Origin of the sequence: Massilia glaciei (assembly GCF_003011895.2) — a bacterium.
GTDB lineage: Bacteria > Pseudomonadota > Gammaproteobacteria > Burkholderiales > Burkholderiaceae_D > Telluria_A > Telluria_A glaciei.
In genome coordinates, this window is the sequence record NZ_PXWF02000050.1 from 1 (window position 1) to 26,141 (window position 26,141).

Sequence of the window (26,141 nt, forward strand, 5' to 3'; positions counted from 1 at the left end):
AGCGCCGGCGCGCGGGGCCGCCACGCGCGGGGCATCCATGCGCGCCGCATCGCCGCCGCGGCCCTCGCGCGCCTCGGCGCGCTCGCCGCGTTCGGCAAAGCGCTCGTCGCCGCGCAGCTTGAAGATGCTCACCGCCTGGGCCAGCATCTGGGCCTGCTCCTGCATGCTCTCGGCGGCGGCGGCGGCCTCTTCGACCAGCGCCGCGTTTTGCTGGGTCATCTCGTCCATCTGGGTGATGGCCTGGTTGACCTCCTCGATCCCGCTGCTCTGCTCCTGGGTCGCGGCCGTGATCTCGCTCATGATGTCGGCCACCTGCTTGATCGAGGTCACGATCAGGTCCATGGTGTGGCCGGCCTCGTCGACCAGCTTGCTGCCGGCGTCGACCTTGTCGACCGAGTCGCCGATGAGCGATTTGATCTCCTTGGCCGCCCCGGCCGAGCGCTGCGCCAGGTTGCGCACCTCGGCCGCGACGACCGCGAAGCCGCGTCCCTGCTCGCCGGCACGCGCCGCCTCGACCGCCGCGTTGAGCGCGAGGATGTTGGTCTGGAAGGCGATGCCGTCGATGACGCCGATGATGTCGACGATCTTGCGCGAGCTCTCCTTGATCGAGCCCATGGTGTCGACCACCTGCGCCACCACGGTGCCGCCCTTGCTCGCCACCGACGACGCCGAAACCGCCAGCTGGTTGGCTTGGCGCGCGTTGTCGGCGTTCTGCTTGACGGTGCTGGTGAGCTCCTCCATCGAGCTGGCGGTCTCCTCGAGCGAACTGGCCTGCGCCTCGGTGCGCGAGGACAGGTCGGCGTTGCCCGACGCGATCTCCTGCGAGGCCACGGTGATGGTCTCGGTCCCCATGCGCACTTCGCCCACCGTCTTGGCCAGGCTCTCGTTCATGTCCTTGAGCGCTTTGAGCAATTCGCTCGTCTCGTCGCGCCCCTCGACCTGCACCACCGAGGTCAGCTCGCCGGCGGCGACCATCTTGGCCACCAAGACCGCGCCCAGCAGCGGCTGGGTGATCGAGCGCGTGATCACGATCGCGCAGATGACGCCGACCACGATCGCGACGGCGCCGAACACGATCAGGATCAGCAGCAGCGCGCGGTCGGCCGAGACCGACTTGGCCAAAAAGGCGCGCGCGGCCACGGCCTGCATCTCGACGAGCTTGTTGAGGGCCGTGAGCGAGAGCTCGTTGAGCGGGTCGATGCGCCCGGCGATGACCTTGGCCGCGCCCTCGCTGTTAAACGCGAGCACCTGACCGATCGCCTCCTTGAAGGCGACGTCGACGTCGCGGTCGAGCTTGGCGATCTCGTCGAGCAGCGATTTCTCCTCGGCGCTCAAGCCCTCGGTGAGCATCTTGGCGGCCGCGTCCTCGTAGCGCTTGCGCTGCACCTTGACCTTGGCCTCCTCCTTTTGCATCAGCGCCACGTCCGACTGCAGGCCGATGTTGCGCATCGCGATGCCGGTTTCGAGCATCGCGCTCTTCATCGCCACCGCGTGCTGGTTCTTGGCCATCGACAGCCGCAAGCCGTTGCTCAGGTCGTTCTTGTTGACGTAGTTGAGCACGTTGGCAAGCACGACGATGGCCGCGAGGATCAGCAATATGACGCCGAAGCCGATGGAAAGTCGGGTACCGATCTTGATGTCGCGCAGTGTCATGCTGGTCTCCTAGTATTTTCTGTTCTGAGCGGCGCGGTCGTCGCCGCGCCCGCCGCCTGCCGGTGTTCAGGCGGCCATCTTGTCCATCAGGCCCATCTCGCTCGACGACATCAGCTTGTCGATGTCGACCAAAATGAGCATGCGCTCGTCGATCGTGCCCAGCCCGATCAGGTAGTCCGAATTGAAGGTGCTGCCCATCTCCGGCGGCGCCTTGACCTGGTCCGGCATCAGGGTCGTCACGTCCGAGACCGAGTCGACCACCATGCCCATCACGCGCCCGCCGATGTTGAGGATGATGACCACCGTGAACTGGTCGTACACCGGCGTGCCGAGCTTGAACTTGATGCGCATGTCGACCACCGGGATGATGATGCCGCGCAGGTTGATCACGCCCTTGATGAACTCGGGCGCGTTGGCGATGCGCGTGACCGCCTCGTAGCCGCGGATCTCCTGCACCTTGAGGATGTCGATGCCGTACTCCTCGGAGCCGAGCGTGAAGGCGAGGAACTCGCTGCCGACGCCGTCCTTGTTGTCGCCTGCCTTGCCGTTTGCTGTGATCATGGTGTTTTCCTTTGCTGGTGTCTGTGTCTGGTCTGGCCGCCGGCGCCGCGCCTACGAGTAGACCGGGTCGTCGGCGATCTCGCGCGAGGAGCGCATCAGCGCCGACACGTCGAGGATCAGCGAGACGCCGCCGTCGCCGAGGATGGTGGCGCCGGAGATCCCGGTCACCTTGCGGAAATTCGATTCGAGGTTCTTGACCACCACCTGCTGCTGGCCGACCAGGTCGTCGACGAACAGGCCGGCCTTGCGCCCGTCGGACTCGAGGATGACGACGATGCCGTCGCACGGATCGGTGTAGCGCGGCGCGATCTCGAACATCTGGTAGAGCGGGATCAGGGGCAGGTATTCGCCGCGCACCTTGATCACCCGGCCCTTGCCGCTGATCTCCTTGATGTCGGCCGCGGCCGGCTGCAGCGACTCGATCACGAAGCCGAGCGGCAAAATGTAGACCTCCTCGCCGACCCGGATCGACATGCCATCCAAAATGGCCAGCGTCAGCGGCAGCGAGATCGAGATCGTGGTGCCGAAGCCCTTGGCCGAGCGGATCTCGACGGTGCCGCCCATGGCCGTGATGTTGCGCTTGACCACGTCCATGCCGACCCCGCGCCCGGAGACGTCGGTGACGGTCTCGGCGGTCGAGAAACCCGGCGCGAAGATCAGCTGCCAGACCTCGGCGTCGCTCATCGCGTCGGACACGGCCAGGCCGTTCTGGGCCGCCTTGGCCAGGATCCGTTCGCGGTTGAGGCCGCCGCCGTCGTCGGCCACCTCGATGACGATGTTGCCGCCCTGGTGGCCGGCCGAGAGGAACAGGCGCCCGGACTCGGTCTTGCCGGCGGCCAGGCGCGCCTCGGGCATCTCGATGCCGTGGTCGATGCTGTTGCGCACCAGGTGCGTGAGCGGGTCGACGATGCGCTCGATCAAGCCCTTGTCGAGTTCGGTGGCGGCGCCGTTGGTGATGAAGTCGACCTTTTTGCCCAGCTTGGTGGCGAGGTCGCGCACCATGCGCGGAAAGCGCGAGAACACGAAATCCATCGGCATCATGCGGATCGACATGACCGCCTCCTGCAGGTCGCGCGTGTTGCGCGTGAGCTGGCTGACGCTGTTGAGCAAGCGCTCGTGCAGCATCGGGTCGAGCGCCTCGCTGCGCTGCTCGATCATGGCCTGGGTGATCACCAGTTCGCCGATCAGGTTGATCAACTGGTCGACCTTTTCGATCGAGACCCGGATCGAGGACGATTCGGCGCCCGGCATGGCGACCGACTTGTCGTCTTTTTTGGCGCCCTTCTTCTCGACCACGATCTCGTTGAAGTCGATCTGGTCGAGCGGCGCGGCGGCGGCCGGCTCCTCCATCGGCGCGCTCGGAATCGAGGTCGAGACGCTCGCGGCGCTGGCGCGGATCTGTTCGATCGGCTGGAAGAAACCGTAGCCGTCGTCGGCGGCCGGCTTGGCGGGCGCCTCGGGCGGGTCGAAGAAGCCGAAGCCGAGGTCTTCCTCGGCCTGTTTTTTGGCGGCCAGGTCGGCCGCGACCTGGGCCGGCGTGGGCGCCAGCTCGGTCACCTTGAGCGTGTCCGGGTCGAGCACGAACGAGCAGATCGCGACGATGTCGTCGGCGCTCTCGCGCGTGCTCAGCGTGAGCGCCTGGCCGGCCGCGCCTGGCGGCTCGAGCTCGACGGCGCCAAGCAGGCCCAGTTCGGCCACCAAGGCGTCGGTGTCGGCCTGCGGCAGCGCCGGCAGCTCGACCCGGTAGCGCCGGGTGCCGGCCAGCGGGGCGTCGGCGCGCGGCGCGGGCGCGGCCACCACCATCGGCACCGGCGCGGCCGGCAGCACGATGTCCTTCGACAGCTCCTGGAGCATCATGCGCACGTCGGCGACCGACTCGAGGTCGACCTTGGCGCCGTTGCGGTGGCCGTCGAGCTGCATCTTGAGGATGTCCTTGGCCGCCAAAAAGGCGTCGACATGCTCGGCCGTGAGCGCCATCTGGCCCTTGCGGATGCGGTCGAGCAGCGACTCGAGCACGTGGGTGACGTCGCTCATGTCGTTCAGGCCAAAGGTCGAGGCCCCGCCCTTGATCGAGTGGGCCGTGCGGAACACCGCGTTGAGGTCCTCGGCGTCGGGCGCGCCGATGTCGATCGCCAGCAGCAGCCGCTCCATTTCGGCCAGCAGTTCTTCGGCTTCGTCGAAGAAGACCTGGAAGAATTGGCTAATGTCGATGGTCATGATGAAACTCCGTCAAGGTCACGCTGATGCATCCCTACCCCGTGCTGCCGATGCCGTCCGAAGCCGTCCATTGTCAACAGCGGCCATCAGCCGATGACTTTCTTGACAACCTCGATCAGGCGCTGCGGGTCGAACGGCTTGACCAGCCAGCCGTTGGCCCCGGCCGCGCGCCCCTTGCCCTTCATCTCGTCGGACGATTCGGTCGTGAGCATCAAAATGGGCACCTTTTCGTAGGCCGGCAGCGTGCGCAGCAGCTTGATCAGCTCGAGGCCGTCCATGCGCGGCATGTTTTGGTCCGTCAGGACCAGGTCGACCGTCTGCTGTTTGGCCTTGTCGAGTCCGTCCTGGCCGTCGACCGCCTCCACCACCAGGTAACCGGCGGCCTTCAGGCTGAAGGCGACCATCTGGCGCAGCGAACTGGAATCGTCGACTGCGAGTATTGTTTTAGCCATGCTTTGCTCCTGCCTTTTTTAAATCCGGGCATGTCGCCCATCCGTCGTCCAAATTGCCACACGGCGAGATATTTCTCACCAAAAACCTTTTATTAGAACAATTCTATATCGCCGCTCTCAAGATGCTGCTGATTAACTACTTTCCTCAAGACACTGCGCAACTCCAGCGACTGGATCGCCAGCGCCATGCTGACCTTGCCGAGCAGGTCGGCGATCTCGTCGCTGCCGCTTTCGTGCGCCATGCCGGCGCCGTGTTCGCCGAGCGTGTCGAGGAACAGGTGCAGCCCGCCGACCCGCTTGAGGGTGCGCGAGATCAGCTGGCTCGTCATGTCCTGGAACTGCATGCCGGTGACGGCGCTGTTGACGTGGGCGCCGATCTCGGCCGACATGTCGGCCAGCCGCGCGCGCTCCTCGTCGCTGACGGCGGCGCCCGACAGCAGCAGGTCGACTCCGGCCTGGCGCGCCGCCACCGTGGCGTGGATCGCCATGAAGCTGTCGGTGAGCTTTTCGATCGCCACCTCGAGCAGCTGGCCGGTCTGGACCAGGTCGGCCTCGACCTCGACCAGGTGCTTGCCGCCATGGTCGGCGACCCCCGACAACAATCGCTTGACGTGCGAGCCCAACACTTTTCTTCTCTCAGTCATGATCTCTCTCCGTTCTGGTGCGCGCTCATGGTGCCGCCTGGGCCGCGGCGGCCGGCGCGCCCACCTGCATCGAGGTGCTGTCGCGCATGACCGCCTCCTCCGTCTTTTTGTTCATCACGATGATGCTGATGCGCCGGTTGTTCGGGCTGTACGGGTCGTCCCGGTCGAGGTGGGCGGCCGAGGCCAGCCCCACCACGCGCATGATCTTGGCGTCGCTCATGCCGCCGCTGACGAGCTCGCGGCGGCAGGCGTTGGCGCGGTCGGCCGAGAGCTCCCAGTTGCTGTAGCCGGTGTCGCTGCTGTACGGGGTGGCGTCGGTGTGGCCCGAGACCCCGATCCGGTTGGGCACCTCGTTGAGCACGATGCCGATCACGTGCAGGATCTCGCGCGTGTACGGCTTGAGCTCGGCCTTGGCGAGCGCGAACATGGGGCGCTGCTGCTCGTCGACGATCTGGATCCGCAGGCCCTCGCTGGTGATGTCGAGCAGCAACTGGTTCTTGTATTTGTTGAGCAGCGGATTGTCCTCGATCACGCGCTCGATCTTGCTCTTGAGCGAAGCGAGGCGCGCCGCCTCCTGCTTTTCGAGCGCGGCCTTGGCCGCCTTCAGGTCGTAGCTCTGCCTCTCGGGCGGGATGGCGCCGCGCTTGACCTGGCCGTCGCGGCGGGTGAGGTCGGTGCCGCCGCCGGTCACGACCGACGAGCTGTCGCCGCTGCCCGAGCCGCCCAGCATGGCCACTTTGAGCGGGGTCTTGAAGTACTCGGCGATGCCGTCGAGGTCGCCCCGGGTGGTCGAGCCGAGCAGCCACATGAGCAGGAAGAAGGCCATCATGGCCGTCACGAAGTCGGCGTACGCGATCTTCCAGGCGCCGCCGTGGGCCGCGCGCTTGGTTTTGGTGATGCGCCGGACCACGATCGGGCGCATGCCGTCATCTGCCATCGCGCCTCCGCCGTTGGTGCCGGTTCATCGGTGTGTTCATCCTTGCGCCAGCCTGGTCTTCGATTTCTTGATGTGCTCCTCGAGCTCGGCGAACGACGGCCGCTCCGACGAGTACAGCACCTTGCGGCCGAACTCGACCGACAGCGCCGGCGCGTAGCCGTTCAGGCTCGCCAGCAGCGTCACTTTCACGCACTGGAACATCTTGCTCGACTCCTCGAGCTTTTGCTCGAGCAGGCTGGCCATCGGGCTGACAAAACCGTAGGCGATCAGGATCCCCAGGAAGGTGCCGACCAGCGCCTGGGCGATCAGGATGCCGAGCTCGGACGGCGGGATGCCGACCGACTCCATGGTGTGGACCACGCCCATGACGGCGGCGATGATGCCGAACGCGGGAAAGCCGTCGGCCAGTTTGGACAGGCAATGGACCGGCACCGAGCCCTCGTGGTGGTGGGTGTCGATCTCGTTGTCCATCAGGTTCTCGATCTGGAACGCGTCCATGTTCCCGGACACCATCAGGCGCATGTAGTCGGTGATGAACTCGACGATGTGCGGGTCGCGCATGATGCCGGGGTACTTCGAAAACAGGGGGCTCTCTTCCGGCGCGTCGATGTCGTTCTCGATCGACATCAGGCCCTCCTTGCGCACCTTCGAGAGCACGTCGAACATCAGCGCCATCAGCTCCATGTACAGCGCCTTGGTGTAACGCGAGCGCTGGAACAGGGTCGGCAATGCCTTCAGGGTGGCCTTGATCGCCTTGCCGTTGTTGCCCACGACAAAAGCGCCGAGCGCGGCGCCGACGATCATGAATAGCTCGACGGGCTGGAACAGCGACGCCAGATGGCCGCCGGTCATGGCGAAGCCGCCGAACACGGCCACAAAAACGAAGACGAAACCGATGGTGACTAACAAATGCGCTCACTCCCTAAAGGTGAAAAAAGCAGGGGACGACCTGGCGTTTTCAAGCAGACAACTTACAGACAAGGCCATGTCGCCTTGACAAGGACGGGAGGCTTGAAAGGCGCGTAATTTTTACAAATTGATGCTTGGAACTACAATAACGTGAGATCGCTGCCCCGGCAAGTAAAACTGCCCGGGGTGTCGCCTAAAAGTGCCATAGATAAAGTATCGTTAAGCTCCCGGCTACATTGATGCTTACATCGGGCGCGCGCCCGGCGATGACGAACGCATAACGGCCAGGCCGAAAGCGGCGCATTGGACCAGCAAAGCTTGCGGCGCGGGGGTGCGCCAGATGCGGCGAAGGGCAAGGCTTGCGCCCTGCCCTTCGTGGTCGGGGGCGGACGAACCGCCCGTCACGCCGCCAGCAGCGCGGCGGCGGCGGCGTCCTTGGATTTTTTGGTTTTGCCGGCGCGCGAAGGCATGTGGCACAGCCCGCACAGATAGCCGGTGTTGAGGTCGAGGCAGTTGACCACGAATTTGCCCTGGCATTTGTCGCACGGGGCCATCGCCAGCATTTTGCTGTTGAAGAAGCGCACCAGCGTCCAGGCGCGCGTGAGCGAGAGCACCGGCTCCTGGCCCGGCTCGGGCGGCATCTGCTCGAGGTACAACTGGTAGGCCTTCATGACGGCCTCGATGCCGGTGGCGCCGGCATGGTCGACCAGGAATTTATGGATGTTGATGAACAGCGAGGAATGGATGTTCGGCTGCCAGGTCAGGAACCAGTCGGTCGAAAACGGCAGCATGCCCTTCGGCGGGCTCACGCCCTTGAGTTCCTTGTAGAGCTTGAGCAGGCGCTCGCGCGACAGCGAGACCTCGGTTTCGAGCAGCTGCAGGCGGGCGCCGAGCTTGATCAGCGTGATCGCGAGCTGGATTTCCTGGGCTTCCGAGACGACGCTTTTTTTGCTCATGGTGGGCTCGCGGTGGGCGTTGCGGTCGTTGTTGTGGCCGGTATTGTGGTCGCTAAGTGTTGCGACAGCTTAGACGATTTCTTCGGCGGCCTGGCCGGCCATCAGGATCGCGGCGTGCGACTGGGCCAGCTGCTTGTCTTTGTTGTAATTGGTCAGCATCGACAGGATCGCGCTGTCGTCGAAGCGGAAACGGGCGAGCATCATGTTGCCGCCGGCCAGCTTCAGGATCTGGGCGTTGCTCATGCTTTCGATGAGGTCGGCGATCTCGCCGGCGATGCCAAGGCGGAAGATTGCGGTGACACGGTCGGCGCGGATCATCTGCTGGGCCAACATCAGGTAGCTCAGGTTAGCGTCGCGAATTTCGGCCATCATGTCGTTTGCAGTCATTTCCATCTCCTTGAACCGTTTTATTCCGGTCTGGCTTCGTATTGCCAGTGAGATATATTTTGACTGTTGGAAATTTATTCAGGAATAGGTGGCTGGCTGTATTTTCCGTCGGAGAATAGACGGAATGAACCGTAGGTGTTTGTCTTACAAACACTGCGCGGTCATTGTCGCGCCCCTTTGGGAAGGAGCGGAATGGGATGTGAAAAATTTACAAATTAACAGCGTTTTCGCCGCGCAGTTTCTGTCGTCTTATACCGGTTACGTCAAACTTTTGGGGAACTTGAGGGTTTTTCGAAAATAAATTCAAAAAGATTTTGAACGCTCCGAAAAGACCGGATTCCCGCCTGACTGAACCTGTAACGGCGGCGTTTTTGGGAACTTGAGGGTTTTTTTCGGATTTTTTGATTTATTTTTCTGAAACGAAGAAAAACGACCCACAACGCATCCCCGTCATCCCCGTCATCCCCGTCATCCCCGTCATCCCCGTCATCCCCGTCAGCCGCGTCATCCCCGTCAGCCGCGCGCCCCCCCCGTCATCCCCGCGCAAGCGGGGACCCATACAGAATGTGCAGCCATGCGGCGTGAAAAAGACCTGGGCCAAATATTTTGGGCGTCGCGTACACGCACGCTCAGCATGGGTCCCCGCTTGCGCGGGGATGACGGGGGGTTCGGGGATGACGGGTGGGTGCGGGGTTGACGTTGGGTGGGTGCGGGGTTGACGTTGGGGGGGCGGGGTTGGCGTTGGGGGGGGCGGCGGTTTCAAGGTCGTCTTCCTTAAATGTATACGATCATCCTCGCTCGCTTAATTTTGCGACATCATTTCTCCCGCTCCCGCATCCGCATCCGCATCCGCATCCGTATTCGCATCCGCATCCGCATCCGCATCCGCCACCGTCACCGCCCACCAAACCACACCGTCATTCCCGCGAAGGCGGGAACCCATCCTGAGCATGCACCTTGGTACAGTCACAAAGTTCACCCACACAACACCGCGACATCATTTCTCTGCCGAAGGCCATACATTTCTTGTTAAACTGCGCCTTCCGACCTCAACGCTTGAGGCTTAAAGTATTTTTTGAAGGGCCACGCATGGTATCCCCACTTTCCGGCAGCATCTCCCCCCTGCCCGCCAGCCGCGCCGCCTGCGCCGCGCTCGACGCCCAGGATCCGCTGGCGCCGCTGCGCGCCAAGTTCGACCTGCCCGAGGGCGTGGTCTACTTGGATGGCAATTCGCTCGGCGCCCGTCCCGTGGCGGCGCTGGCGCGCGCGCAGGACGTGATCGCCCGCGAATGGGGCCACGACCTGATCCGCAGCTGGAACACGGCCGGCTGGTTCGAGCTGCCCGGGCGGCTCGGCGACCGGCTCGCGCCGCTGATCGGCGCGGCCAAGGGCGAAGTCGTGGTCACCGACAGCACCTCCCTGAACCTGTTCAAGGCGCTGGCCGGCGCGCTGCACATGCAGGCCGGCGGCGCCGGGGCGGCGCGGCGGGTCATCGTGACCGAACGCGGCAACTTCCCGACCGATATCTATATGGCGCAGGGTTTGGCCGGCTGGCTCGCGCGCGGCTACACGGTGCGCCTGGTCGACTCGGTAGAGGAGCTACCCGCCGCCATCGACGCCGACTGCGCGGTCGTCATGCTCACCCACGTCAACTACCGCACCGGCTACCAGCACGACATGGCGGCCATGAGCGCGCACGCACATGCGCAGGGCGCGCTGATCGTGTGGGACCTGGCCCATTCGGCCGGCGCGGTGCCGCTCGACCTGCACGCGGGCGGGGCCGACCTGGCTGTCGGCTGCACCTACAAATACCTCAACGGCGGCCCGGGCGCGCCGGCCTTTATCTGGGTGCCCAAGCGCCACCAGGCGGCGTTCGCGCAGCCGCTGTCGGGCTGGTGGGGCCACGCCAACCCGTTCGCGATGGGACCCGAATTCGCCCCCATCGACGGCATCGGACGCGCCCTGTGCGGCACCCAGCCGATCATCTCGCTCACGCTGGTCGAATGCGGGCTCGAGGTGTTCGAGCAGACCAGCATGGAAGCGATCCGCGCCAAGTCGCTGGCCCTGACCGACCTGTTCATCGCCCTGGTCGAGGCGCGCTGCGCCGGCCACGGCCTTGGGCTGGTGACACCACGCGAGCACGCGCGGCGCGGCAGCCAGGTCGGCTTCACGCACGATCATGGCTTCGCGGTGATGGCGGCGCTGATCGCGCGCGGCGTCATCGGCGACTACCGCGAACCGGCCATCATGCGCTTTGGCTTCACCCCTTTGTACACCAGCTTCACCGACGTTTGGGACGCGGTCGAGATCCTCCGGGATATCCTCGACAACGGCGCTTACGATGTCGCCGCCATGCGCGGCGCGGTCACCTAAAAGAGAAAACAGCATGTCAAGCGATACGACTAAAGTAGACAATAAAGACAGCAATAAGGACGACAATAAGGACGACAAGGCCTGGCACGGCGCCAAGATGGACTTCAGCGATGCGATGAGCTACGGCGACTACCTCGGGCTCGATCGCATTTTGACGGCGCAGCATCCGCGCTCGCCCAACCACAACGAGATGCTGTTCATCATCCAGCACCAGACCAGCGAATTGTGGCTCAAGCTGATGCTGCACGAGCTGCAGGCGGTGCGCGTGAACATGCGCGCCGGCGAGCTGCCGCCGGCCTTCAAGATGCTCGCGCGCGTGGCCCGCATCATGGACCAATTGGTACACGCCTGGGACGTGCTGGCGACCATGACGCCGCCCGAGTACACCGCGATTCGCCCGTACCTGGGGGCCTCGTCGGGCTTCCAGTCGCACCAGTACCGCGAGCTCGAGTTCATCCTCGGGAACAAGAACGCCAAGCTGCTCGACGTGCACAAGACGGCGCCGCCCGCGTTCGAGATCCTCGACCGCGAGCTGCGCCTTCCGTCGGTGTACGACGAGGCCATCATGCTGCTGGCGCGCAGCGGCTTTGCGATCGCGCCCGAACGGCTGTCGGGCGACTGGACCGCGCCGACCACCTCGGACGAGTCGGTCAAGGCCGCGTGGCTCGGCGTCTACAAGGACCCGAGCCGCCACTGGGCGCTCTACGAGCTGGCCGAGAAGCTGGTCGACCTCGAGACCGCGTTCCGTTTCTGGCGCTTCCGACATGTGACGACGGTCGAGCGCATCATCGGATTCAAGACCGGCACCGGCGGCACGGCAGGGGTGAGCTATCTGCGCAAGATGCTCGACGTGGTGTTGTTCCCGGAGTTGTTCGCGCTGCGCACCGAACTCTAAGCTGTCCTGAGAATCCCTAGATCGATCAGCGCTTGCCGGCCGGCTGCCTGAACCTGCGCCGGTACTCGGCCGGCGTCTGCCCCACCAAGCGCTTGAACAGGCTGCCGAAGGTCGCCACGTCGGTGTACCCGACCTTTTCGGTCACCTGCGCCAGCGCCAGGCCGGTCGACTCGAGCAGCAGCTTGGCCTTGTCGATGCGCGCCGTTTGCAGATAGGCGAGCGGCGAGTGCCCGGTCTCGGCCTTGACCCGCCTTAGCAAGGTCCGCGGGCTCACATGAAAGGCCGATGCCATGCGGGCGAGGTCATATGGTTCGTCCATACGGTGGGCCAGCCACGCGTGCACATTGACGGCAAAACCGGCGTCGGGTTTGTCGAGCATGCGGCTGTCCACATATGCCGCCTGGCTGGCGCGCCCCGCTTCGAGCAATCCCATTCGGCCCACCGCGCGCGCCACCTTGGCGCCGGCCGTCTGCCGGATCAGGAGCATGGCCAGATCGAACGCGGCGCTGAACGAGCCGGTGGTGCTGACCCCCGCGTCCTCGAGCAGGATCGCGGCGGGGTCGATCCGCGCCAACGGAAAGCGCTGCGCCAGTTGGGCCGCGAACATCCAGGAGGTGGTTGCGCGGCGCCCGTCGAGCAGGCCGGCCTCGCCCAGCATGAACGCGCCGACGCAGATGGCCGCCACCGGCGTCCCTTTGGCGAACGTTTTGGCGATGTAGGCGGTCTGCGCGCCGAGGTGGGACAGCGGCTTGAGGCAGGCGGCGCGGTCGCTTAGGTCCATGCCCGGAACAACAAGCAGGCCGGGCGAGCGTGGCGGGCGCCGGGTACCGATCGTGATCCCGCCGGCCGCCACCACATTGCCGCCGCCAAGGCTGACGACCGACACCGCGAACACCGGCTCCGACCCGGGGCCATTGATGGCCAGCGCCACGCGGTTGGCCAGCAGCAGGGTGTCGCAGATGCCCAAGACCTCCATTCCCATGCAGCCGTCGTAGGCCAGCACTGCAATCGCGCGCGTCGCCATGCAGATTCCCGTGTTGTTGATCGATTTGGCGATAATGCCATATATATAGTCGGTATCGCCACTTCTATCGCCACTTCCAAGGCCGGATAATTTGTCCATTCAAACAGCAAGGAGCGCACATCATGCACATGGCCGTGGTTTTATTCGATGGTTACACGGCCCTCGATATCATCGGCGGATACGAAGTGCTGGCCAACATACCGGGCATGAAAGTCGATTTCGCCGCCGTCGATAAAGGGTTGGTGGCGGCCGACACGGGCCGCCTTGGCATCGTCGCCTACAAGCGCCTGGACGACATCGGCGCGACCGACCTGCTGTACATTCCGGGCGGGCCCGGGGTGCGGTCAGCCATTGCGGACGCAGCCCTTATGGACCATGTGCGCCGGCTGCATGCAAGCGCCAGCTGGACGGTCAGCGTTTGCAACGGGGCCGAGATCCTCGGCGCCGCGGGACTCATCGACGGCAAGGAGGTCACCACCAACTGGTTTGCGCGCGACCGGGTGCGCGCCTACGGGGCGACGGTGCTAGAGAAGCGCTTTCACCGCGACGGCACCATTGTCACCGGCGCTGGCGTCTCGGCCAGCATCGACGCCGCGCTCTACCTGGCGGCGCTGATCGGGGGCGAGGAACTGTCGCGCATCCTCCAGTTGGGGATCGAATACTACCCCGCCCCACCCTTTGGCAGCAGCACCCCGGACCTGCAGCCGGCACGCGCCAAGCAGATCATCGAGGGCGTTGAGAAATCGGCGTCGCAACGACTCGCCGCCCGCACTATCCCATTCTGAAGGATCCGTCATGCACATCACCCAACTGCGCAACGCCACCATCATCGTACGGGTTGGCGCGTACACCATTCTGGTCGACCCGATGCTCGCCTCAAGAGGCGCGCTGCCGCCGCTGCGTCTGGCCGACGGAATGCGCCGCAATCCAGTGGTCGAGCTGCCGGAAGGCGCCGATGCGCTGCTCGACACAGTCACCCATTGCCTGATCACGCACTGCCAGAAGGGGCACTTCGACCATCTGGACCGGGCAGGAAAAAAATGGCTGCGTGAACGGCAAATTCCCGTGATCTGCACCCCGCACGACGCCGGCCATTTGCGCAAGCGCGGCCTGAACGTGCAGGCGCTCGAGGCGAATCACGCCGACGGCCTGCCGTTCTTGGGCGGCACCATCCGCACGCTGCGCTGCACGCACGGGCTTGGGCTCATCGGACGCCTGATGGAGCATGGCGTCGGCTACCTGATCGATCTGCCCGGCGAACCGAGCCTGTTCCTCGCCGGCGACACCATCTTGACGGCGCCTTTGCGCGACTTCATCGTGCTGCACCAGCCAGATGTGAGCGTGGTGCCGGCGGGTGGCGCCCGCTTCGATCTCGGCGCCGAGATCCTGATGGACGCGGCCGGGGTGATCGAATTGACCCGGCTCGCACGCGGCATGGTGGTGGCGAACCACCTCGAGGCATTGAGCCATTGCCCGGTCAGCCGCGAAGATATGAACGAGGCCGCGCGCGCGGCCGGTCTGCTCCCGCGGCTGCGCATTCCGCGCGATGGCGAAACACTCGTCTTCCATGCGCACGCGTGCGGTTGAAGAGCGGCTGCATCTGTGTCATCATGCTTCGCATATATTTTTAATAACCATGCAAAGAATGTCATGAAAACCGTCGTCGCCGCCCTGCTCGTTCCCGTTGTCCTGCTCACCGCGTGCAAGAAAGAAACCGATCCCGTGCCACCGACGGTCAACACGGTCGTGGTCCCCGTTGCCACCACCGCCGCCGCCGAGCCCGCAGCCACGCCCGCGGAGCCAGCCGAGTTGACGGAGGAACAAAAGGAAATGGCGCGCAAACAGGCGCAGCTCGATTACACGACCATGGATGACGGCTACATCAACGAGCCTTTGGGGCAATGGGCGACCGGCGCGACGGCGACATCTTCCTACGGCGGCTTCGATCCGGTCAATGCGACCGGCAAGGTCGATGGCGAATACTGGCGAAGCAATGGCGGCACGGTCGGATTCGATTCGATCGAGCTGAGCTTCTCCAAGCCCGTGCTGGCCACCGAAGTGCGCGCCGCGTTCGACCAGGGCAGCGGCATCGAAAGCGTTACCAAGGTCGAGTTGCAAGACACAGACGGCAAATGAAATGTGGTATGGTCGGGTATCAGCGATGTCAAGCAAGACGACCGCGGCCGCCGCACTTGGTTCAACCGCACGTTTCCAAAGACCACGTACACGGTCAGGGGCGTGAAGTATACGATGATGAACACTGGCGCCACCAAACCTGAAGTCGACGCTGTCCAAATTCTTGGTGAGTAAGTTTCTTTTGCGTTAGCGGAGGTGAGATGGAATGCGAAGTCCTGATCCTGGCCGGCCTGTGGAATTCGGGGCCGGAGCACTGGCAAACGCAGTGGGAGCGCCGGCACCCTGACTGGACGCGGGTGCCGCATCGCGACTGGAACAATCCCGAGTGCCGCGAGTGGGTGGCCGAGCTTGACGCGGCCATTGCCGCGTGCGAGGGGCCGCCGGTGCTGGTGGCGCACAGTTTGGGGTGCGTGCTGGCGGCGCAATGGGCCAGGTCGGGGTCGTCACTCAAGGTGGCGGGCGCGTTTTTGGTGGCGCCCAGCGATGTCGAGGCGGCGTCTTATCCGATCGATACCAATGGGTTTGCGCCTGTGCCGATGGAGGCGTTGCCGTTTGCGAGCGTGGTGGTGGCTAGCGCGGATGATCCGTACGTGAGCGTGGAGCGGGCGCGGGCGTTTGCGAAGGCTTGGGGCAGCCGGTTTGAAGAAATCGGGGATGCCGGGCATGTGAATGAGGCAAGCGGGCACGGGGCTTGGGCCCAGGGCGAACAGTTGTTGATGGCGTTTTGTCGGGAGATTGGGGTCGAAAAATAGGATGCGTCCCGTGCTCTCATACTCAGCATGGGTTCCCGCTTTCGCGGGAATGACGGGGGGGGGGCGCGGGAATGACGGGGGGCGCGGGAATGGCGGAGGGCGCGGGAATGGCGGGTTGGTGATACGGCGCAGTAATATAAACCGTCATTCCCGCGAAAGCGGGAACCCATAGTGAGCTGGCACAACCGCGGCGCATCCAATTTTTTCCCGCGCACGTTTGCGAAAAATGCACCCCACCCGAACGCCCGCCCCTGACCATAGGGGAATGGATAAGCAAAGCTACGTCTACATCATGGCCAGCGCCAGAAACGGCACGCTCTATATCGGCGTCACATCCGATCTGGTAAAACGCGTGTGGCAACACCGTGAAGGCCAAGCGGATAGTTTCACAAAGATGTACGGCGTAAAAATGCTGGTATGGTTCGAAGCCCACACCGACATTGCCGAAGTAATCACAAGAGAAAAACAACTGAAAAAGTGGAATCGCAGCTGGAAGGTCGATCTGATCCAGAAGGATAATGTGCGCTGGCGTGACTTCTACGAGGATATTCTAAGCCGATAAAAACTGCGGAAACCACGGCGCAGCCGCGGTTTCCGCCACTTCAATTACTTGCCCGTCGAGGCGAGCAACATCTCATTCAAACGCTTCACAAACGACGCCGGATCGGCCAGCGAGCCGCCCTCGGCCAGCAGCGCCTGGTCGAACAAAATGTGCGACCAGTCGCCAAACTGGGTGCTCGCCGCGTCTTCGTACTTGAGGCGCGTCACCAGCGGGTGGTTCGGGTTGATCTCGAGAATAGGCTTGGACTCCGGCGCGTTCTGCCCCGCCGCCTTGAGCATGCGCAGCAGGTTGCCCGACAGTTCGTTCTCGTCGGCCACCAGACACGCCGGCGAATCGGTCAGGCGGAACGTCACGCGCACATCCTTGGCCTTGTTGCCAAGCGCGCCCTTCATCCGCTCGACCAACTCCTTGTACGAGGTCTCGGTCTCTGCGTGTTCCTTTTTCTCGGCTTCGTCCTCGAGCTTGCCCAGATCGAGCCCGCCCTTGGCCACCGACACCAGCTCCTTGCCCTCGAACTCGGTCAGGAACGACAGCATCCACTCGTCGACGCGGTCCGTCATGAGCAGCACTTCGACGCCCTTCTTGCGGAAGATCTCGAGGTGCGGGCTGTTCTTGGCCGCGGTGTAGTTGTCGCCGGCGACGTAGTAGATCTTGTCCTGGCCTTCCTTCATGCGCGCGATGTAGTCGGACAGTCCGGTGTTCTGGTCGGCGTTCTCGTTCGCGGTCGAGGCAAAGCGCAGCAGCTTGGCCAGACGGTCCTTGTTGGTCGCGTCCTCGCCTATGCCCTCTTTGAGCACCTGGCCGAACTCGGTCCAGAAGGTGGTGTACTTGTCTTTTTTCTCTTGCTCGTCGGCGTTGGCCAGTTCTTCGAGCATGCCCAGTACGCGCTTGGTCGAGCCTTCGCGGATCACCTTGACGTCGCGCGACTCCTGCAAAATCTCGCGCGAGACGTTGAGCGGCAGGTCGTTCGAGTCGATCACGCCTTTAATAAAGCGCAGGTAGGCCGGCATCAGCTGCTCGGCGTCGTCCATGATGAACACGCGCTTGACGTACAGCTTGATGCCGCTGCGCTTGCTGCGGTCCCACAGGTCGAACGGCGCGTGCGCCGGCACGTACAGCAGCTGCGTGTATTCGCTGCGGCCTTCGACACGGTTGTGCGTGTGCGCCAGCGGCGCCTGGAAGTCGTGCGAGACGTGCTTGTAGAATTCGTCGTACTGCTCGGGCGTGATGTCGGCCTTGTTGCGGGCCCATAGCGCGCTGGCCTGGTTGACGGTCTCGTACTCGTCTTTGAGGACGGTCTCTTTTCTCTCCTCGTCCCACTCGTCCTTTTGCATCAGGATCGGCAGCGAGATGTGGTCCGAGTACTTGCGGATGATGCCCTTGAGCTTCCAGGCCGAGAGCAGTTCGTCCTCGCCCTCGCGCAGGTGCAAGATGACGTCGGTGCCGCGCGAGACTTTTTCGATCGCCTCGACGCTGTAGTCGCCCTCGCCCGCCGACTCCCAGCGCACGCCCTCGTCGGCGGCCGCGCCGGCGCGGCGCGTCTCGACCGTGATGCGGTCGGCCACGATGAAGCCCGAGTAAAAGCCCACGCCGAACTGGCCGATCAGGGCCGCGTCGGCCTGCTGGTCGCCCGACAATTTGCCGAAGAACTCCTTGGTGCCCGACTTGGCGATCGTCCCCAGGTGCGAAATGACGTCGTCGCGGTTCATCCCGACGCCGTTGTCGGAAATGGTGATGGTGCGCGCGGCCTTGTCGAAGGCGACCTTGATTTTCAGTTCGTGGTCGTTTCCGTACAGGGCGTCGTTGTTGATCGCCTCGAAGCGCAGTTTGTCGGCCGCGTCGGACGCGTTCGAAATCAGTTCGCGCAGGAAAATCTCCTTGTTCGAATACAGGGAGTGGATCATCAGTTGCAGCAACTGCTTTACTTCAGCTTGAAAGCCAAGGGTTTCTTTTTCGGCGACAGCCATTTTTTTCCTCGTTTGAGACAGGTTGAAGGGATAGTCAATGTTGGCAGATGGGGATTATAAGAGCGATTTCAAGGACCCCGGCAAAACCGGCCTTACGCCCCCCGCATGGCGCCGATTTCGCGCTCGAGGAACTGCCAGATCGACGGTTCCTGGATCGCCGGCAGGTTCATGCGCATACGCGTCGACGGCAGCTGGTTCGGCGAGAACAGGCTGCCGGGGGCCAGCAACAGCCCGCAAGCGAGCGCGCGCTCGGTCAGCACGTTGGTGTCAACGCCCGTGTCGACCCAGGCGAACAGGCCGGCGCGCGGGGGCGCGTCGACCCGCATGCCAAGCTGCTCGATGCGGCGCACGGTCTTGTCGCGCAGCGTGTCGAGGCGGGTGCGGATGCGGTCGGCGTGCTTGCGGTAGGCGCCCTCGGACAGGATTTTGTACACCACGCGCTCGCCGATGTCGCTGGTGGTCAGGGTGCCCAGCATTTTGCGGTCGCACAGACGCTGCGCCCATTCGGGCGATGCGGCGATGAAGCCGACCCGCAGGTTGGCGGCCATGGTCTTCGAGAACCCGCCCAGGTAGATCACGCGCTTGAGCTGGTCGAGCGAGGCCAGGCGCGTGGCCGGCTGCACCGCGCTGCCCGGATTGAGGTCGCAATAGATGTCGTCCTCGACGATCGCAAAGCCGTGCTCCTCGGCGATGCGCAGCACCTGGAACGCCTTGGCCGCCGACAGCGAGGTCGAGGTCGGATTGTGCAGCACCGAATTGATCACGTACAGCCGCGGCTTGTGCTCGGCCGCCAGCTGCGCCAGCTGGGCGATGTCGGGGCCGTTGGGCAGGCGCGGAATGCCGACCACCTTGGCCCCGAGCGCGGCGAAGGAGCCGAACATGAGGTACCAGGCGGGGTCGTCGACAAAGATGGTGTCGCCCGGGCGCGTGAATTCGCGCGCCACGATGTCCAGCGCCTGGGTCACGCCGACGGTGGTGACGATCTGCGACGGCGCGGCGGCGATTTCGAGCTCGGCCAATTTGCGCTGGAGCTGCTGGCGCAGCGGCAAAAAGCCTTGCGGCGCGCCGTAATTGAGCAGCAGGCTGGCGTGCTGCGAACCGATGCTGCGCAGCGCGTTGCCGATGGCGGCGCCGTCGAGCCATTCGGCCGGCAGCACGCCCGAGCCGGGCGCCTTTTGCTGGGGCGTCTGGCGGAACATATTGCGGATCAGCCAAACCACGTCGAGCGGACGCGCCTCGGCCGCCTCGACGCGGGCGGCCTCGCAGTCGGTGCCCGAGGAGCGCTCGCCCGCGTTCAGGGGCGAGCGCTCGCGCACGAAGAAGCCGGCGCCGCGGCGCGACTCGAGGAAGCCCTTCGCCACCAGCCGGTCGTAGCTGGCCACCACTGTCGAGCACGAGACGGCGTTGGCGGCGGCGAACTGGCGGATCGAGGGCATGCGCGCGCCGCTGCGCAGCAACTTGTCGTCGATGCGCGCGGCCACCGTGCGCACGATCTGGTCGATCAGCGACTCGCCCGATTCGCGCGAGAGCAGGCCGGCAAACGCGCCCGGCCGGCCACCACCCGGCCCCGCAAGGGCCGATAACGGGGATAATGCGTGTTCCGTATTGCTCATATAACCACTACAGTATGGGGAGTTTTTTGGGGCTTTGTACTTGTACTGTACTTGCTTTGTGCACTAGGATACACCCATCCCGTTTTGCGCACTTTTGCCTTACCAATACGACCAGCCATGCCTTCACATACCCTCCTCGCCTTTGCCGCGATTTCGGCGCTGTCGATCATGACACCGGGGCCCGCGGTTTTGCTTACGCTGCGCAACGGCGCGACCCACGGCGCCAAGTCGGTGCTCCGTTCGGCGGCGGGCAATATCGCGGGCATGTTCATGCTTTCGGCGGCGGCGATGCTCGGTCTGGGCGCGCTGATGAACTCGTCGGCGCTGTTGTTTGGCGCGGTCAAACTGATCGGCGCGCTTTATCTTTTTTATATCGGCCTGCGGGCGCTGTTTGCGCGCGTTCCGCCCGCGCAGGATGGTGCGCCTGAAAGCGCCGTGGGCGCCGCGCCCACCTCGCGTCAGCTGTTCGCCGAGGCAATCCTGACGGCGACCACGAATCCGAAGGCCTTGTTGTATTTCACGGCGCTGTTCCCCCAGTTCGTGGACGCCAAGGCGGCATTGCTCCCGCAGTTCTTCACACTCACGGGTATTTTCATGGTGCTCGCATACGCGATTCACATGGCTTATGCGGCATTGGCCTCGCGCGCCCGGCGCTGGCTGATCCAGCCGCGCGTAGCCGTTTGGATGAAGCGCGTGTTCGGGGCCGTTTTTATCACCTTCGGCACGCTGCTGCTGACCGTGCGGCGCCAGGCCGCCTGACCCATATGTTCGACATGCAAGGAGAAACATGATCCAGGTTCTCGGCAAGCCCTCGTCCATCAATGTGCGCAAGGTCTTATGGACGTGCGTGGAGATTGGCGAGCCGTTCGTTCAGGAATCGTGGGGATCGGGCTTTCGTTCGACCGATGCGGCGCAGTTCAAGGCGCTCAATCCCAACGCGATGGTGCCCGTCATCCGCGATGGCGACTTCACGCTGTGGGAATCGAATACGATCTGCCGCTATCTGGCGGCCAAGCACGGGCGCGCCGATTTGCTGCCGCGGGACGCGGCCGCGCGCGCCAAGGTCGAACAGTGGATGGACTGGCAGGCGACCGAATTGAACAACGCGTGGCGCTACGCGTTCATGGCGCTGGTGCGCCAAAGTACGCTGCACCCGGACGCGCACGCGGTCACAGCAAGCGTCGCCGGCTGGAACCGGCATATGGGGATTCTCGACGACCAGCTGAGCAAGACGGGGCCCTATGTCTGCGGGCCCGAATTCACGCTGGCCGACATCGTGCTCGCGCTGTCGGTCAACCGTTGGCTGATGACGCCGATGACGCGCCCCGCTTATGCTGCGCTTGCAGCCTATATGGAACTGCTGCGGCAGCGCGAGGGCTTTCGCCTGCATTGCGCAAATGGCAGCCCCTGAGCTGTCGACACCGCCCCCAGGCCAATATAGGAATCCGCCACGAACGCAGTAAAGCTGCTTGTCGTCTTCGTCGCCCTGGCGGCCGCAACAGCGCCTGCTTTGGCTGAAGAGGGGCATATCAAAGCCGCAGCAGCGGTTAAAGCCTTATTTCCAAATCAAGGATTCAGCATTTGGAATGCTGAATTTTGCGACTTGAACGGCGACGGAATTGAGGATCTTGGCCTTATCCTGACAAATACCGAGGGTCCCGGCGAGCGCAGCGAAAGACTGGCGGTACTCGCCGGCCACCGGAACGGCCAATACACGATCCTCTCGCTTTCTGATGAGTTCTGCAAAATCCGCCAGTTTTACAATATGGCCGTCGAGGGCGGGACTTTGCTCGTCACCGGTTACTCCTCCTCGTCTTCGCGCTTCAGTATGCGGTTCAGGTACAACGACAAACGGAAAGATCTCGAACTCATTGGTGAGGATGAACAGAATGAGGACGACGAAGCCAAGACTGCGGACAAACTAAGCATCAACTACTTAACGAGAAAAATTTCGTACTCGAAAAATATGGGCGGCAAGCGCAAAGAAGTTGCCACCATAATGCCGCCGCAAGGGCTGGTCGGTCTTCAAGGGTTCGACTGCGGAACGTATGATGACAAAAACACTGAACGGTATTTTTACCTGAATCGAGATCGACCAAATGGCCGATAGCGGCTTTGCAAAGTCGGCATCATCACACGTCTCCCGTCAATTGCAGGAAATGGTCGAGGATGTGGAAATGGTCTTCGAAGAACTGCTCCTCCATCGATAGCAACTGGTCGATCGGCACCCATTTCGCGAGCGCGGCATCGTCCGCGCCCTCAATCTCCGGCAGGTGCTCCGTCTTGAGGTCGAAGAAATGCGCATGCGTGATGGTGCGGCCGCGCTGGCTGCGGTTTGGATGGTCGAACACGGCCACGCCGATCAGCGCGTCCGCCAAGGTTGGCATCAGCACGCCGAGCTCGGTTTCTTCGTTCAGCTCGCGCATCGCGGCCTGCAGCAGGCGCTCGCCCGGCTCGACGAATCCGCCGGGCATCGCCCACAATCCTTTGCCCGGAAAGTCATTGCGGCGGATCAGCAGCACGTAACCCGCCGTCTTGACCACCGCGTCGACCGTGGAAAATATCGGTGGGTACGGCGCGGCGCGCCAGGATGCCTTGTAGGCCTCGACCGCCTTGTGTTCCTCGGCCAGGGGCGCGAAATACGGCAGGAAGGTCCACGCCTTCAGGTACTGGCGCACCGCCGTCGGCACCAACGGCGCGATGACGCTGAGCGATACATCGAGGTCCTCGGCCTCGAACAAGACGCGCCGGATGCGGGTGGCGTCAATCTCGGCCTCGACCTTCACGCTGAGCGGCTCCCATTCGGGGAAGTTATTCAGGTAATAGCTCGATACGTCCTTGAAAAAAGCGACCAGCGCTATCTTCTGCGCCGCTGGCGCCATGCGCTTCACACCGGCACGCACCTCGGCAGCCCAGCGCGGATCGTTATAGTAGTCGCGCGCCGCGAGGTAACTGACGCGCGTGCGTTCTTCGGCCGCCAAACTACCGTCGATCATGGCGGCGCGCTCCTCCCAGGTGAAGGGATTTTTGGCGCTGCGGGAGCGAAACGACGAGCCAAGCACTACCACCACGTGCGGGGCGCTGGCCAATGCCGCCTTCAGGAGCGCGGCATGGCCGTTGTGAAAAGGTTGGAACCGGCCGATAAGTACCGCGACATCGGCGCGCGCATCGTTAATCATGGAATCCCCTGGGTTCAGTATTTTGCCGTGATCGGGATTTGACGCCCGCTGCCGAATGCGCGCGCGCGCACGCGGATGATCGGCGGCGCCTGGCGGCGCTTGTATTCGTTTCGGGCGACCATGCCGAGGATGCGGGTGACCAGCATCTTGCCCTCATCGGTCTCGGTCAGCCGGCTGACGAATCGGCTCGCCGATTGGGCATCGGGCGTTGGCAGGCGGTTGCCTTCGATATGCCACTTCAGGATTTCGTCGAGCACCTCGTAGGGCGGCAGGCTGTCGGTATCCTGCTGTCCCGGCGCCAGTTCGGCCGATGGCGGCTTGCTCAATACCGCCTCGGGAATGATTTCGCGCCCGGCGTTTTGATTGACGTGGCGCGACAATGCATAAACCTCGGTTTTATAGAGGTCGCCGATCAGGCCCAGGCCGCCATTGGTGTCGCCGTACAGGGTGCAATAGCCGACCGATATCTCGCTCTTGTTGCCGGTGGTGATCAACAAGGCGCCGAACGCATTCGAGTACTCCATCAAGATGGTGCCGCGGATGCGCGCCTGCAGGTTCTCGAGCGGCAGCCCGGTCAAGGGCACGTCGAACGCGCTCCCGAAGCCGGCGCTGAATTGATCGACCAGGGCGCGGATCGGATGGGTGTAGAGCTTGATGCCGAGGTTGTCGCAAAGCGCCACCGAGTCCGATACCGAACCTTCGCTCGAGAAAGCCGATGGCATCGTTATCGCGCACACGTTGTGGGCGCCGAGCGCCTCGACGGCGAGCGCCAGCGTCACGGCCGAATCGATGCCGCCCGAGGAGCCGACCACCACCGTGCTGAAATTGCAGCGGCGAGCGTAGTCCTGCAGCCCGAGTACGATCTGGCGCCGCGTGAATTCCACCGCCGACAGGCCGATCGGATCGGGCGTTGGCAGCGCCGAGCCGTCGAGCGCGATGAACCGGCCCGCCTCAAACCCGATCACCTGAAAGTCTTCGGTGAAGCGGGCCGCCTCGAACGCGATGCCCTGCGCGGGCGATACCGCGAACGAGGCGCCGTCGAACACCAGTTGATCCTGTCCGCCCACCTGGTTCACATACAGCAGCGGCAGATTGCTGTGGGCGGCCGCGGCGCTGAATATCTCGTGCCGCTGCTTGCGTTTGCCGATGTCCGACGGGCTAGCATTGATGCTCACAATCAGTTCCGGCGATGCATCGCGCAGGGCGTCGAATGGATTGACGAGGTAATCGCGGCCCTGATTGTTCCACGCATCCTCGCACACCATGAATCCGATGCTATGGCCGGCCACTTCGAGTATGCACGCGCCTTCCGGGCCGGGTTCGAAATGGCGCCGCTCGTCGAAAATGCCATAGGTCGGCAGCAGCTGCTTGTAGTATTCCGCGACCACCTCGCCGTCGCGGATCGCGAGCAGCGCGTTGCGCAAGGCCTTGCCGGGCCCGGTGCCGCGGCGCACCGTGCCGATCACCGCCACCAATGCCGGCATCGCGCGCGAGGCGAGCAAAACCTCGCCGAGCGCGTCATCGAGATTTTGCAGAAAGGCGGCGTCCTCGAGCAGGTCGCCCGGATAGTATCCGCACAATGACAATTCGGAGAACACGACCATGTCGGCGCCCCGTCCGCTCGCGTGTTGCATATGCCGCACCGTGGCCGCCACATTGCCGGCAAAGTCGCCCACGGTGTAGTTCAGTTGGGCGATCGCTAGTTTTATCATTGTCATCTCGGTACCTTAAGTGGCGCAATGGTGGAATACCTGGCCAAGATAGGCCAGGAAGGTCGTGTCTTTGCACAGCGTTTTGCCAGCGGAATCGGAAAGCTTTGCCACCGGCTGGCCGTTACAGCTCATCAGTTTCATCACGATGTTCAGTGCCGGTATCGGCGTGTCGTTCGACAGGTTGGTGCCGATGCCAAAGCCGGTCATGGTGCGGTTGGCAAAGTGCCGATGCAGCGCCAAGGCCTTTGGCAGATCGAGTCCGTCCGAAAATACCAGCCGTTTGGTGCGCGCGTCGATCCGCAGTGTCGCATAATGGGCCAGGGCCTTCTCGCCCCAGACGAACGGGTCGCCCGAATCATGGCGCAAACCGTCGAACAGCTTGGCGAAATACAAATCGAAATCGGCCAGGAATGCGTCCATGCCGACCACGTCGGTCAAGGCGGTGCCGAGTTCGCCCCGGTATTCCTGCACCCAGTCTTCGAGCGCCGCCTTCTGGAAGTCGCGCAGGCGCACGCCAAACGACTGGAATGCCTGCAGATACTCATGCGCCATGGTCCCGATCGGCACCAGATTGTATTTTTTGGCCAGATACACGTTCGACGTACCTTTGAAATACTCGGGGACGGCCTCGGCCAGCGTTCCCACCACTTCGTCCTGCCAGACGGCGGAAAAACGCCGGCGCACGCCGAAATCGAAAAACTCGAAAGGGTGCCGGCAGGCCGACTCGCCCGCGGTTTGTTTAAGCAGCGCGATTTTGGCGCCCAGCCGCTTGCGTCCCTCATCGAGCGCGGCTTGCTGGTCGAAGCGGCGGAAATAGAGTTCGTTGACGATGTACAGGACGTAAATCTCGAAACCCATCACATGGACCAGCGGCCCCTTCGCTTCGATCTTCAGGGTCGGGCCGTCGGTGTCGACGGTGATGAATTTGCGCTGGAAGCGGAACAGCGTCAGGAAATCGACGAAGTCGCTCTTGATGAAGCGCAGGCCGCGCAAGTAGTCCAACTCATCTTCAGCAAACGTCATTTGGCACAAATGATCGAGTTCGCGTTCGACGTCGCCCTTCAGTTCCGCCAGCGGATAGGCCGGCTGGTTGCGGCAGACAAAGGCGTATTCGGTTTGGGCATCCGGATGGCGATGCAGCAGCGCCTGCCACATCGTGAATTTATAGAGGTCTGTTTCGAGCAGGCTGCGTACGATCGGCTTCATGGGATT

At 63.5% G+C, this 26,141-nt stretch carries 25 protein-coding genes; 10 read left to right on the forward strand and 15 right to left on the reverse strand.

Translation table 11 applies throughout. The features are described from left to right. The 9 genes from C7C56_RS03730 to flhD form a co-directional block, all read right to left on the reverse strand. Positions 1–1,653, reverse strand: a 1,653-nt coding sequence (locus C7C56_RS03730) for a methyl-accepting chemotaxis protein (RefSeq protein ID WP_106756153.1), incomplete at its 3' end; no start/stop codon positions are given. A 66-nt stretch (positions 1,654–1,719) separates the two neighbouring features. Next, the gene (locus tag C7C56_RS03735; protein ID WP_106756154.1) at positions 1,720–2,214 is read right to left on the reverse strand and encodes a chemotaxis protein CheW; all 495 of its coding nucleotides are present in this window, start codon (positions 2,212–2,214) and stop codon (positions 1,720–1,722) included. Between the two features lie 51 nt (positions 2,215–2,265). Beyond that, on the reverse strand, positions 2,266–4,431 hold the full coding sequence (gene cheA / locus C7C56_RS03740) for a chemotaxis protein CheA (protein WP_106756155.1): 2,166 nt from the start codon (positions 4,429–4,431) through the stop codon (positions 2,266–2,268). A gap of 86 nt (positions 4,432–4,517) precedes the next feature. Then, positions 4,518–4,883 carry a response regulator gene (locus tag C7C56_RS03745; protein WP_106756156.1) on the reverse strand — a complete coding sequence of 122 codons (366 nt, stop codon included), beginning with the start codon at positions 4,881–4,883 and terminating at the stop codon, positions 4,518–4,520. A gap of 92 nt (positions 4,884–4,975) precedes the next feature. Continuing rightward, complete coding sequence (locus tag C7C56_RS03750; RefSeq protein WP_106756157.1) at positions 4,976–5,527, reverse strand: chemotaxis protein; 552 nt, start codon at positions 5,525–5,527, stop codon at positions 4,976–4,978. A 25-nt stretch (positions 5,528–5,552) separates the two neighbouring features. Beyond that, positions 5,553–6,464, reverse strand: coding sequence for a flagellar motor protein MotB (gene motB, locus C7C56_RS03755; RefSeq protein ID WP_106756158.1), 912 nt, complete (start codon positions 6,462–6,464; stop codon positions 5,553–5,555). Between the two features lie 36 nt (positions 6,465–6,500). Next, on the reverse strand, positions 6,501–7,373 hold the full coding sequence (motA, locus tag C7C56_RS03760) for a flagellar motor stator protein MotA (protein ID WP_106756159.1): 873 nt from the start codon (positions 7,371–7,373) through the stop codon (positions 6,501–6,503). 401 nt (positions 7,374–7,774) lie between these two features. After that, positions 7,775–8,329, reverse strand: coding sequence for a flagellar transcriptional regulator FlhC (flhC, locus tag C7C56_RS03765; protein WP_106756160.1), 555 nt, complete (start codon positions 8,327–8,329; stop codon positions 7,775–7,777). A gap of 69 nt (positions 8,330–8,398) precedes the next feature. Further along, positions 8,399–8,716, reverse strand: coding sequence for a flagellar transcriptional regulator FlhD (flhD, locus tag C7C56_RS03770; protein WP_106756213.1), 318 nt, complete (start codon positions 8,714–8,716; stop codon positions 8,399–8,401). Positions 8,717–9,805: 1,089 nt separating this feature from the next. Between flhD and kynU the strand changes: the two genes are divergently transcribed. Continuing rightward, entirely contained in the window at positions 9,806–11,089 is a 1,284-nt protein-coding gene (kynU, locus tag C7C56_RS03775; protein ID WP_106756161.1) for a kynureninase, read from the forward strand. Positions 11,090–11,186: 97 nt separating this feature from the next. Continuing rightward, positions 11,187–11,984: a tryptophan 2,3-dioxygenase gene (kynA, locus tag C7C56_RS03780; protein ID WP_229458070.1), complete on the forward strand. Its 798-nt coding sequence runs from the start codon at positions 11,187–11,189 to the stop codon at positions 11,982–11,984. Between the two features lie 25 nt (positions 11,985–12,009). Here the strand turns inward: kynA and C7C56_RS03785 are convergent, their stop codons facing one another. After that, positions 12,010–13,008 (reverse strand): GlxA family transcriptional regulator, encoded by a 999-nt coding sequence (locus C7C56_RS03785; protein WP_181373012.1) that lies wholly within the window; start codon positions 13,006–13,008, stop codon positions 12,010–12,012. 122 nt (positions 13,009–13,130) lie between these two features. On the opposite strand from C7C56_RS03785, the gene C7C56_RS03790 reads away from it, so the two are divergent. From C7C56_RS03790 to C7C56_RS03810, 5 genes are all read left to right on the forward strand, one after another. Further along, a complete protein-coding gene (locus C7C56_RS03790) occupies positions 13,131–13,793 on the forward strand; it encodes a DJ-1/PfpI family protein (RefSeq protein WP_106756164.1) in 663 nt (220 codons plus the stop codon). A 10-nt stretch (positions 13,794–13,803) separates the two neighbouring features. Further along, positions 13,804–14,595 carry an MBL fold metallo-hydrolase gene (locus C7C56_RS03795; RefSeq protein WP_106756165.1) on the forward strand — a complete coding sequence of 264 codons (792 nt, stop codon included), beginning with the start codon at positions 13,804–13,806 and terminating at the stop codon, positions 14,593–14,595. A gap of 63 nt (positions 14,596–14,658) precedes the next feature. Next, positions 14,659–15,144 carry a hypothetical protein gene (locus tag C7C56_RS03800; RefSeq protein WP_229458031.1) on the forward strand — a complete coding sequence of 162 codons (486 nt, stop codon included), beginning with the start codon at positions 14,659–14,661 and terminating at the stop codon, positions 15,142–15,144. A 200-nt stretch (positions 15,145–15,344) separates the two neighbouring features. Then, entirely contained in the window at positions 15,345–15,896 is a 552-nt protein-coding gene (locus C7C56_RS03805; protein ID WP_106756166.1) for an RBBP9/YdeN family alpha/beta hydrolase, read from the forward strand. Between the two features lie 265 nt (positions 15,897–16,161). Beyond that, positions 16,162–16,458, forward strand: coding sequence for a GIY-YIG nuclease family protein (locus C7C56_RS03810; RefSeq protein WP_106756167.1), 297 nt, complete (start codon positions 16,162–16,164; stop codon positions 16,456–16,458). A 44-nt stretch (positions 16,459–16,502) separates the two neighbouring features. On the opposite strand, the gene htpG is transcribed toward C7C56_RS03810, so the two are convergent. Together htpG and C7C56_RS03820 are read right to left on the reverse strand one after the other, a co-directional pair. After that, positions 16,503–18,425, reverse strand: a complete 1,923-nt coding sequence (gene htpG / locus C7C56_RS03815; protein WP_106756168.1) for a molecular chaperone HtpG — start codon at positions 18,423–18,425, stop codon at positions 16,503–16,505. A 92-nt stretch (positions 18,426–18,517) separates the two neighbouring features. Next, positions 18,518–20,038: an aminotransferase-like domain-containing protein gene (locus tag C7C56_RS03820; protein WP_106756169.1), complete on the reverse strand. Its 1,521-nt coding sequence runs from the start codon at positions 20,036–20,038 to the stop codon at positions 18,518–18,520. Between the two features lie 117 nt (positions 20,039–20,155). Here C7C56_RS03820 and C7C56_RS03825 point away from each other — a divergent pair, with 117 nt between their 5' ends. From C7C56_RS03825 to C7C56_RS03835, 3 genes are all read left to right on the forward strand, one after another. After that, on the forward strand, positions 20,156–20,797 hold the full coding sequence (locus tag C7C56_RS03825; RefSeq protein WP_106756170.1) for a LysE family translocator: 642 nt from the start codon (positions 20,156–20,158) through the stop codon (positions 20,795–20,797). Between the two features lie 28 nt (positions 20,798–20,825). Then, positions 20,826–21,449 (forward strand): glutathione S-transferase family protein, encoded by a 624-nt coding sequence (locus tag C7C56_RS03830; RefSeq protein ID WP_106756171.1) that lies wholly within the window; start codon positions 20,826–20,828, stop codon positions 21,447–21,449. Between the two features lie 99 nt (positions 21,450–21,548). Next, the gene (locus C7C56_RS03835) at positions 21,549–22,148 is read left to right on the forward strand and encodes a hypothetical protein (protein ID WP_146204267.1); all 600 of its coding nucleotides are present in this window, start codon (positions 21,549–21,551) and stop codon (positions 22,146–22,148) included. Between the two features lie 22 nt (positions 22,149–22,170). Here the strand turns inward: C7C56_RS03835 and C7C56_RS03840 are convergent, their stop codons facing one another. Genes C7C56_RS03840 through pncB form a run of 3 tightly spaced genes read right to left on the reverse strand, consistent with a single transcriptional unit; the run spans position 22,171 to position 26,135 of the window. Further along, positions 22,171–23,217 carry a bifunctional nicotinamide-nucleotide adenylyltransferase/Nudix hydroxylase gene (locus tag C7C56_RS03840; protein ID WP_106756173.1) on the reverse strand — a complete coding sequence of 349 codons (1,047 nt, stop codon included), beginning with the start codon at positions 23,215–23,217 and terminating at the stop codon, positions 22,171–22,173. 14 nt (positions 23,218–23,231) lie between these two features. Further along, the gene (locus tag C7C56_RS03845; RefSeq protein ID WP_106756174.1) at positions 23,232–24,929 is read right to left on the reverse strand and encodes an NAD+ synthase; all 1,698 of its coding nucleotides are present in this window, start codon (positions 24,927–24,929) and stop codon (positions 23,232–23,234) included. A 15-nt stretch (positions 24,930–24,944) separates the two neighbouring features. Further along, the gene (gene pncB / locus C7C56_RS03850; protein ID WP_106756175.1) at positions 24,945–26,135 is read right to left on the reverse strand and encodes a nicotinate phosphoribosyltransferase; all 1,191 of its coding nucleotides are present in this window, start codon (positions 26,133–26,135) and stop codon (positions 24,945–24,947) included. Between the last annotated feature and the right edge of the window lie 6 nt (positions 26,136–26,141).

Coding starts and splice junctions, on each gene's coding strand:
- C7C56_RS03735 (WP_106756154.1), bottom strand. CDS start 2,214: ATGATCACAGCAAACGGCAAGGCAGGCGACAACAAGGACGGCGTCGGC.
- C7C56_RS03840 (WP_106756173.1), bottom strand. CDS start 23,217: ATGATTAACGATGCGCGCGCCGATGTCGCGGTACTTATCGGCCGGTTC.
- kynU (WP_106756161.1), top strand. CDS start 9,806: ATGGTATCCCCACTTTCCGGCAGCATCTCCCCCCTGCCCGCCAGCCGC.
- C7C56_RS03810 (WP_106756167.1), top strand. CDS start 16,162: ATGGATAAGCAAAGCTACGTCTACATCATGGCCAGCGCCAGAAACGGC.
- htpG (WP_106756168.1), bottom strand. CDS start 18,425: ATGGCTGTCGCCGAAAAAGAAACCCTTGGCTTTCAAGCTGAAGTAAAG.
- motB (WP_106756158.1), bottom strand. CDS start 6,464: ATGGCAGATGACGGCATGCGCCCGATCGTGGTCCGGCGCATCACCAAA.
- flhD (WP_106756213.1), bottom strand. CDS start 8,716: ATGACTGCAAACGACATGATGGCCGAAATTCGCGACGCTAACCTGAGC.
- cheA (WP_106756155.1), bottom strand. CDS start 4,431: ATGACCATCGACATTAGCCAATTCTTCCAGGTCTTCTTCGACGAAGCC.
- C7C56_RS03805 (WP_106756166.1), top strand. CDS start 15,345: ATGGAATGCGAAGTCCTGATCCTGGCCGGCCTGTGGAATTCGGGGCCG.
- C7C56_RS03790 (WP_106756164.1), top strand. CDS start 13,131: ATGCACATGGCCGTGGTTTTATTCGATGGTTACACGGCCCTCGATATC.
- C7C56_RS03800 (WP_229458031.1), top strand. CDS start 14,659: ATGAAAACCGTCGTCGCCGCCCTGCTCGTTCCCGTTGTCCTGCTCACC.
- flhC (WP_106756160.1), bottom strand. CDS start 8,329: ATGAGCAAAAAAAGCGTCGTCTCGGAAGCCCAGGAAATCCAGCTCGCG.
- kynA (WP_229458070.1), top strand. CDS start 11,187: ATGGACTTCAGCGATGCGATGAGCTACGGCGACTACCTCGGGCTCGAT.
- C7C56_RS03825 (WP_106756170.1), top strand. CDS start 20,156: ATGCCTTCACATACCCTCCTCGCCTTTGCCGCGATTTCGGCGCTGTCG.
- C7C56_RS03785 (WP_181373012.1), bottom strand. CDS start 13,008: ATGGCGACGCGCGCGATTGCAGTGCTGGCCTACGACGGCTGCATGGGA.
- C7C56_RS03750 (WP_106756157.1), bottom strand. CDS start 5,527: ATGACTGAGAGAAGAAAAGTGTTGGGCTCGCACGTCAAGCGATTGTTG.
- pncB (WP_106756175.1), bottom strand. CDS start 26,135: ATGAAGCCGATCGTACGCAGCCTGCTCGAAACAGACCTCTATAAATTC.
- C7C56_RS03745 (WP_106756156.1), bottom strand. CDS start 4,883: ATGGCTAAAACAATACTCGCAGTCGACGATTCCAGTTCGCTGCGCCAG.
- C7C56_RS03845 (WP_106756174.1), bottom strand. CDS start 24,929: ATGATAAAACTAGCGATCGCCCAACTGAACTACACCGTGGGCGACTTT.
- C7C56_RS03795 (WP_106756165.1), top strand. CDS start 13,804: ATGCACATCACCCAACTGCGCAACGCCACCATCATCGTACGGGTTGGC.
- C7C56_RS03820 (WP_106756169.1), bottom strand. CDS start 20,038: ATGAGCAATACGGAACACGCATTATCCCCGTTATCGGCCCTTGCGGGG.
- C7C56_RS03830 (WP_106756171.1), top strand. CDS start 20,826: ATGATCCAGGTTCTCGGCAAGCCCTCGTCCATCAATGTGCGCAAGGTC.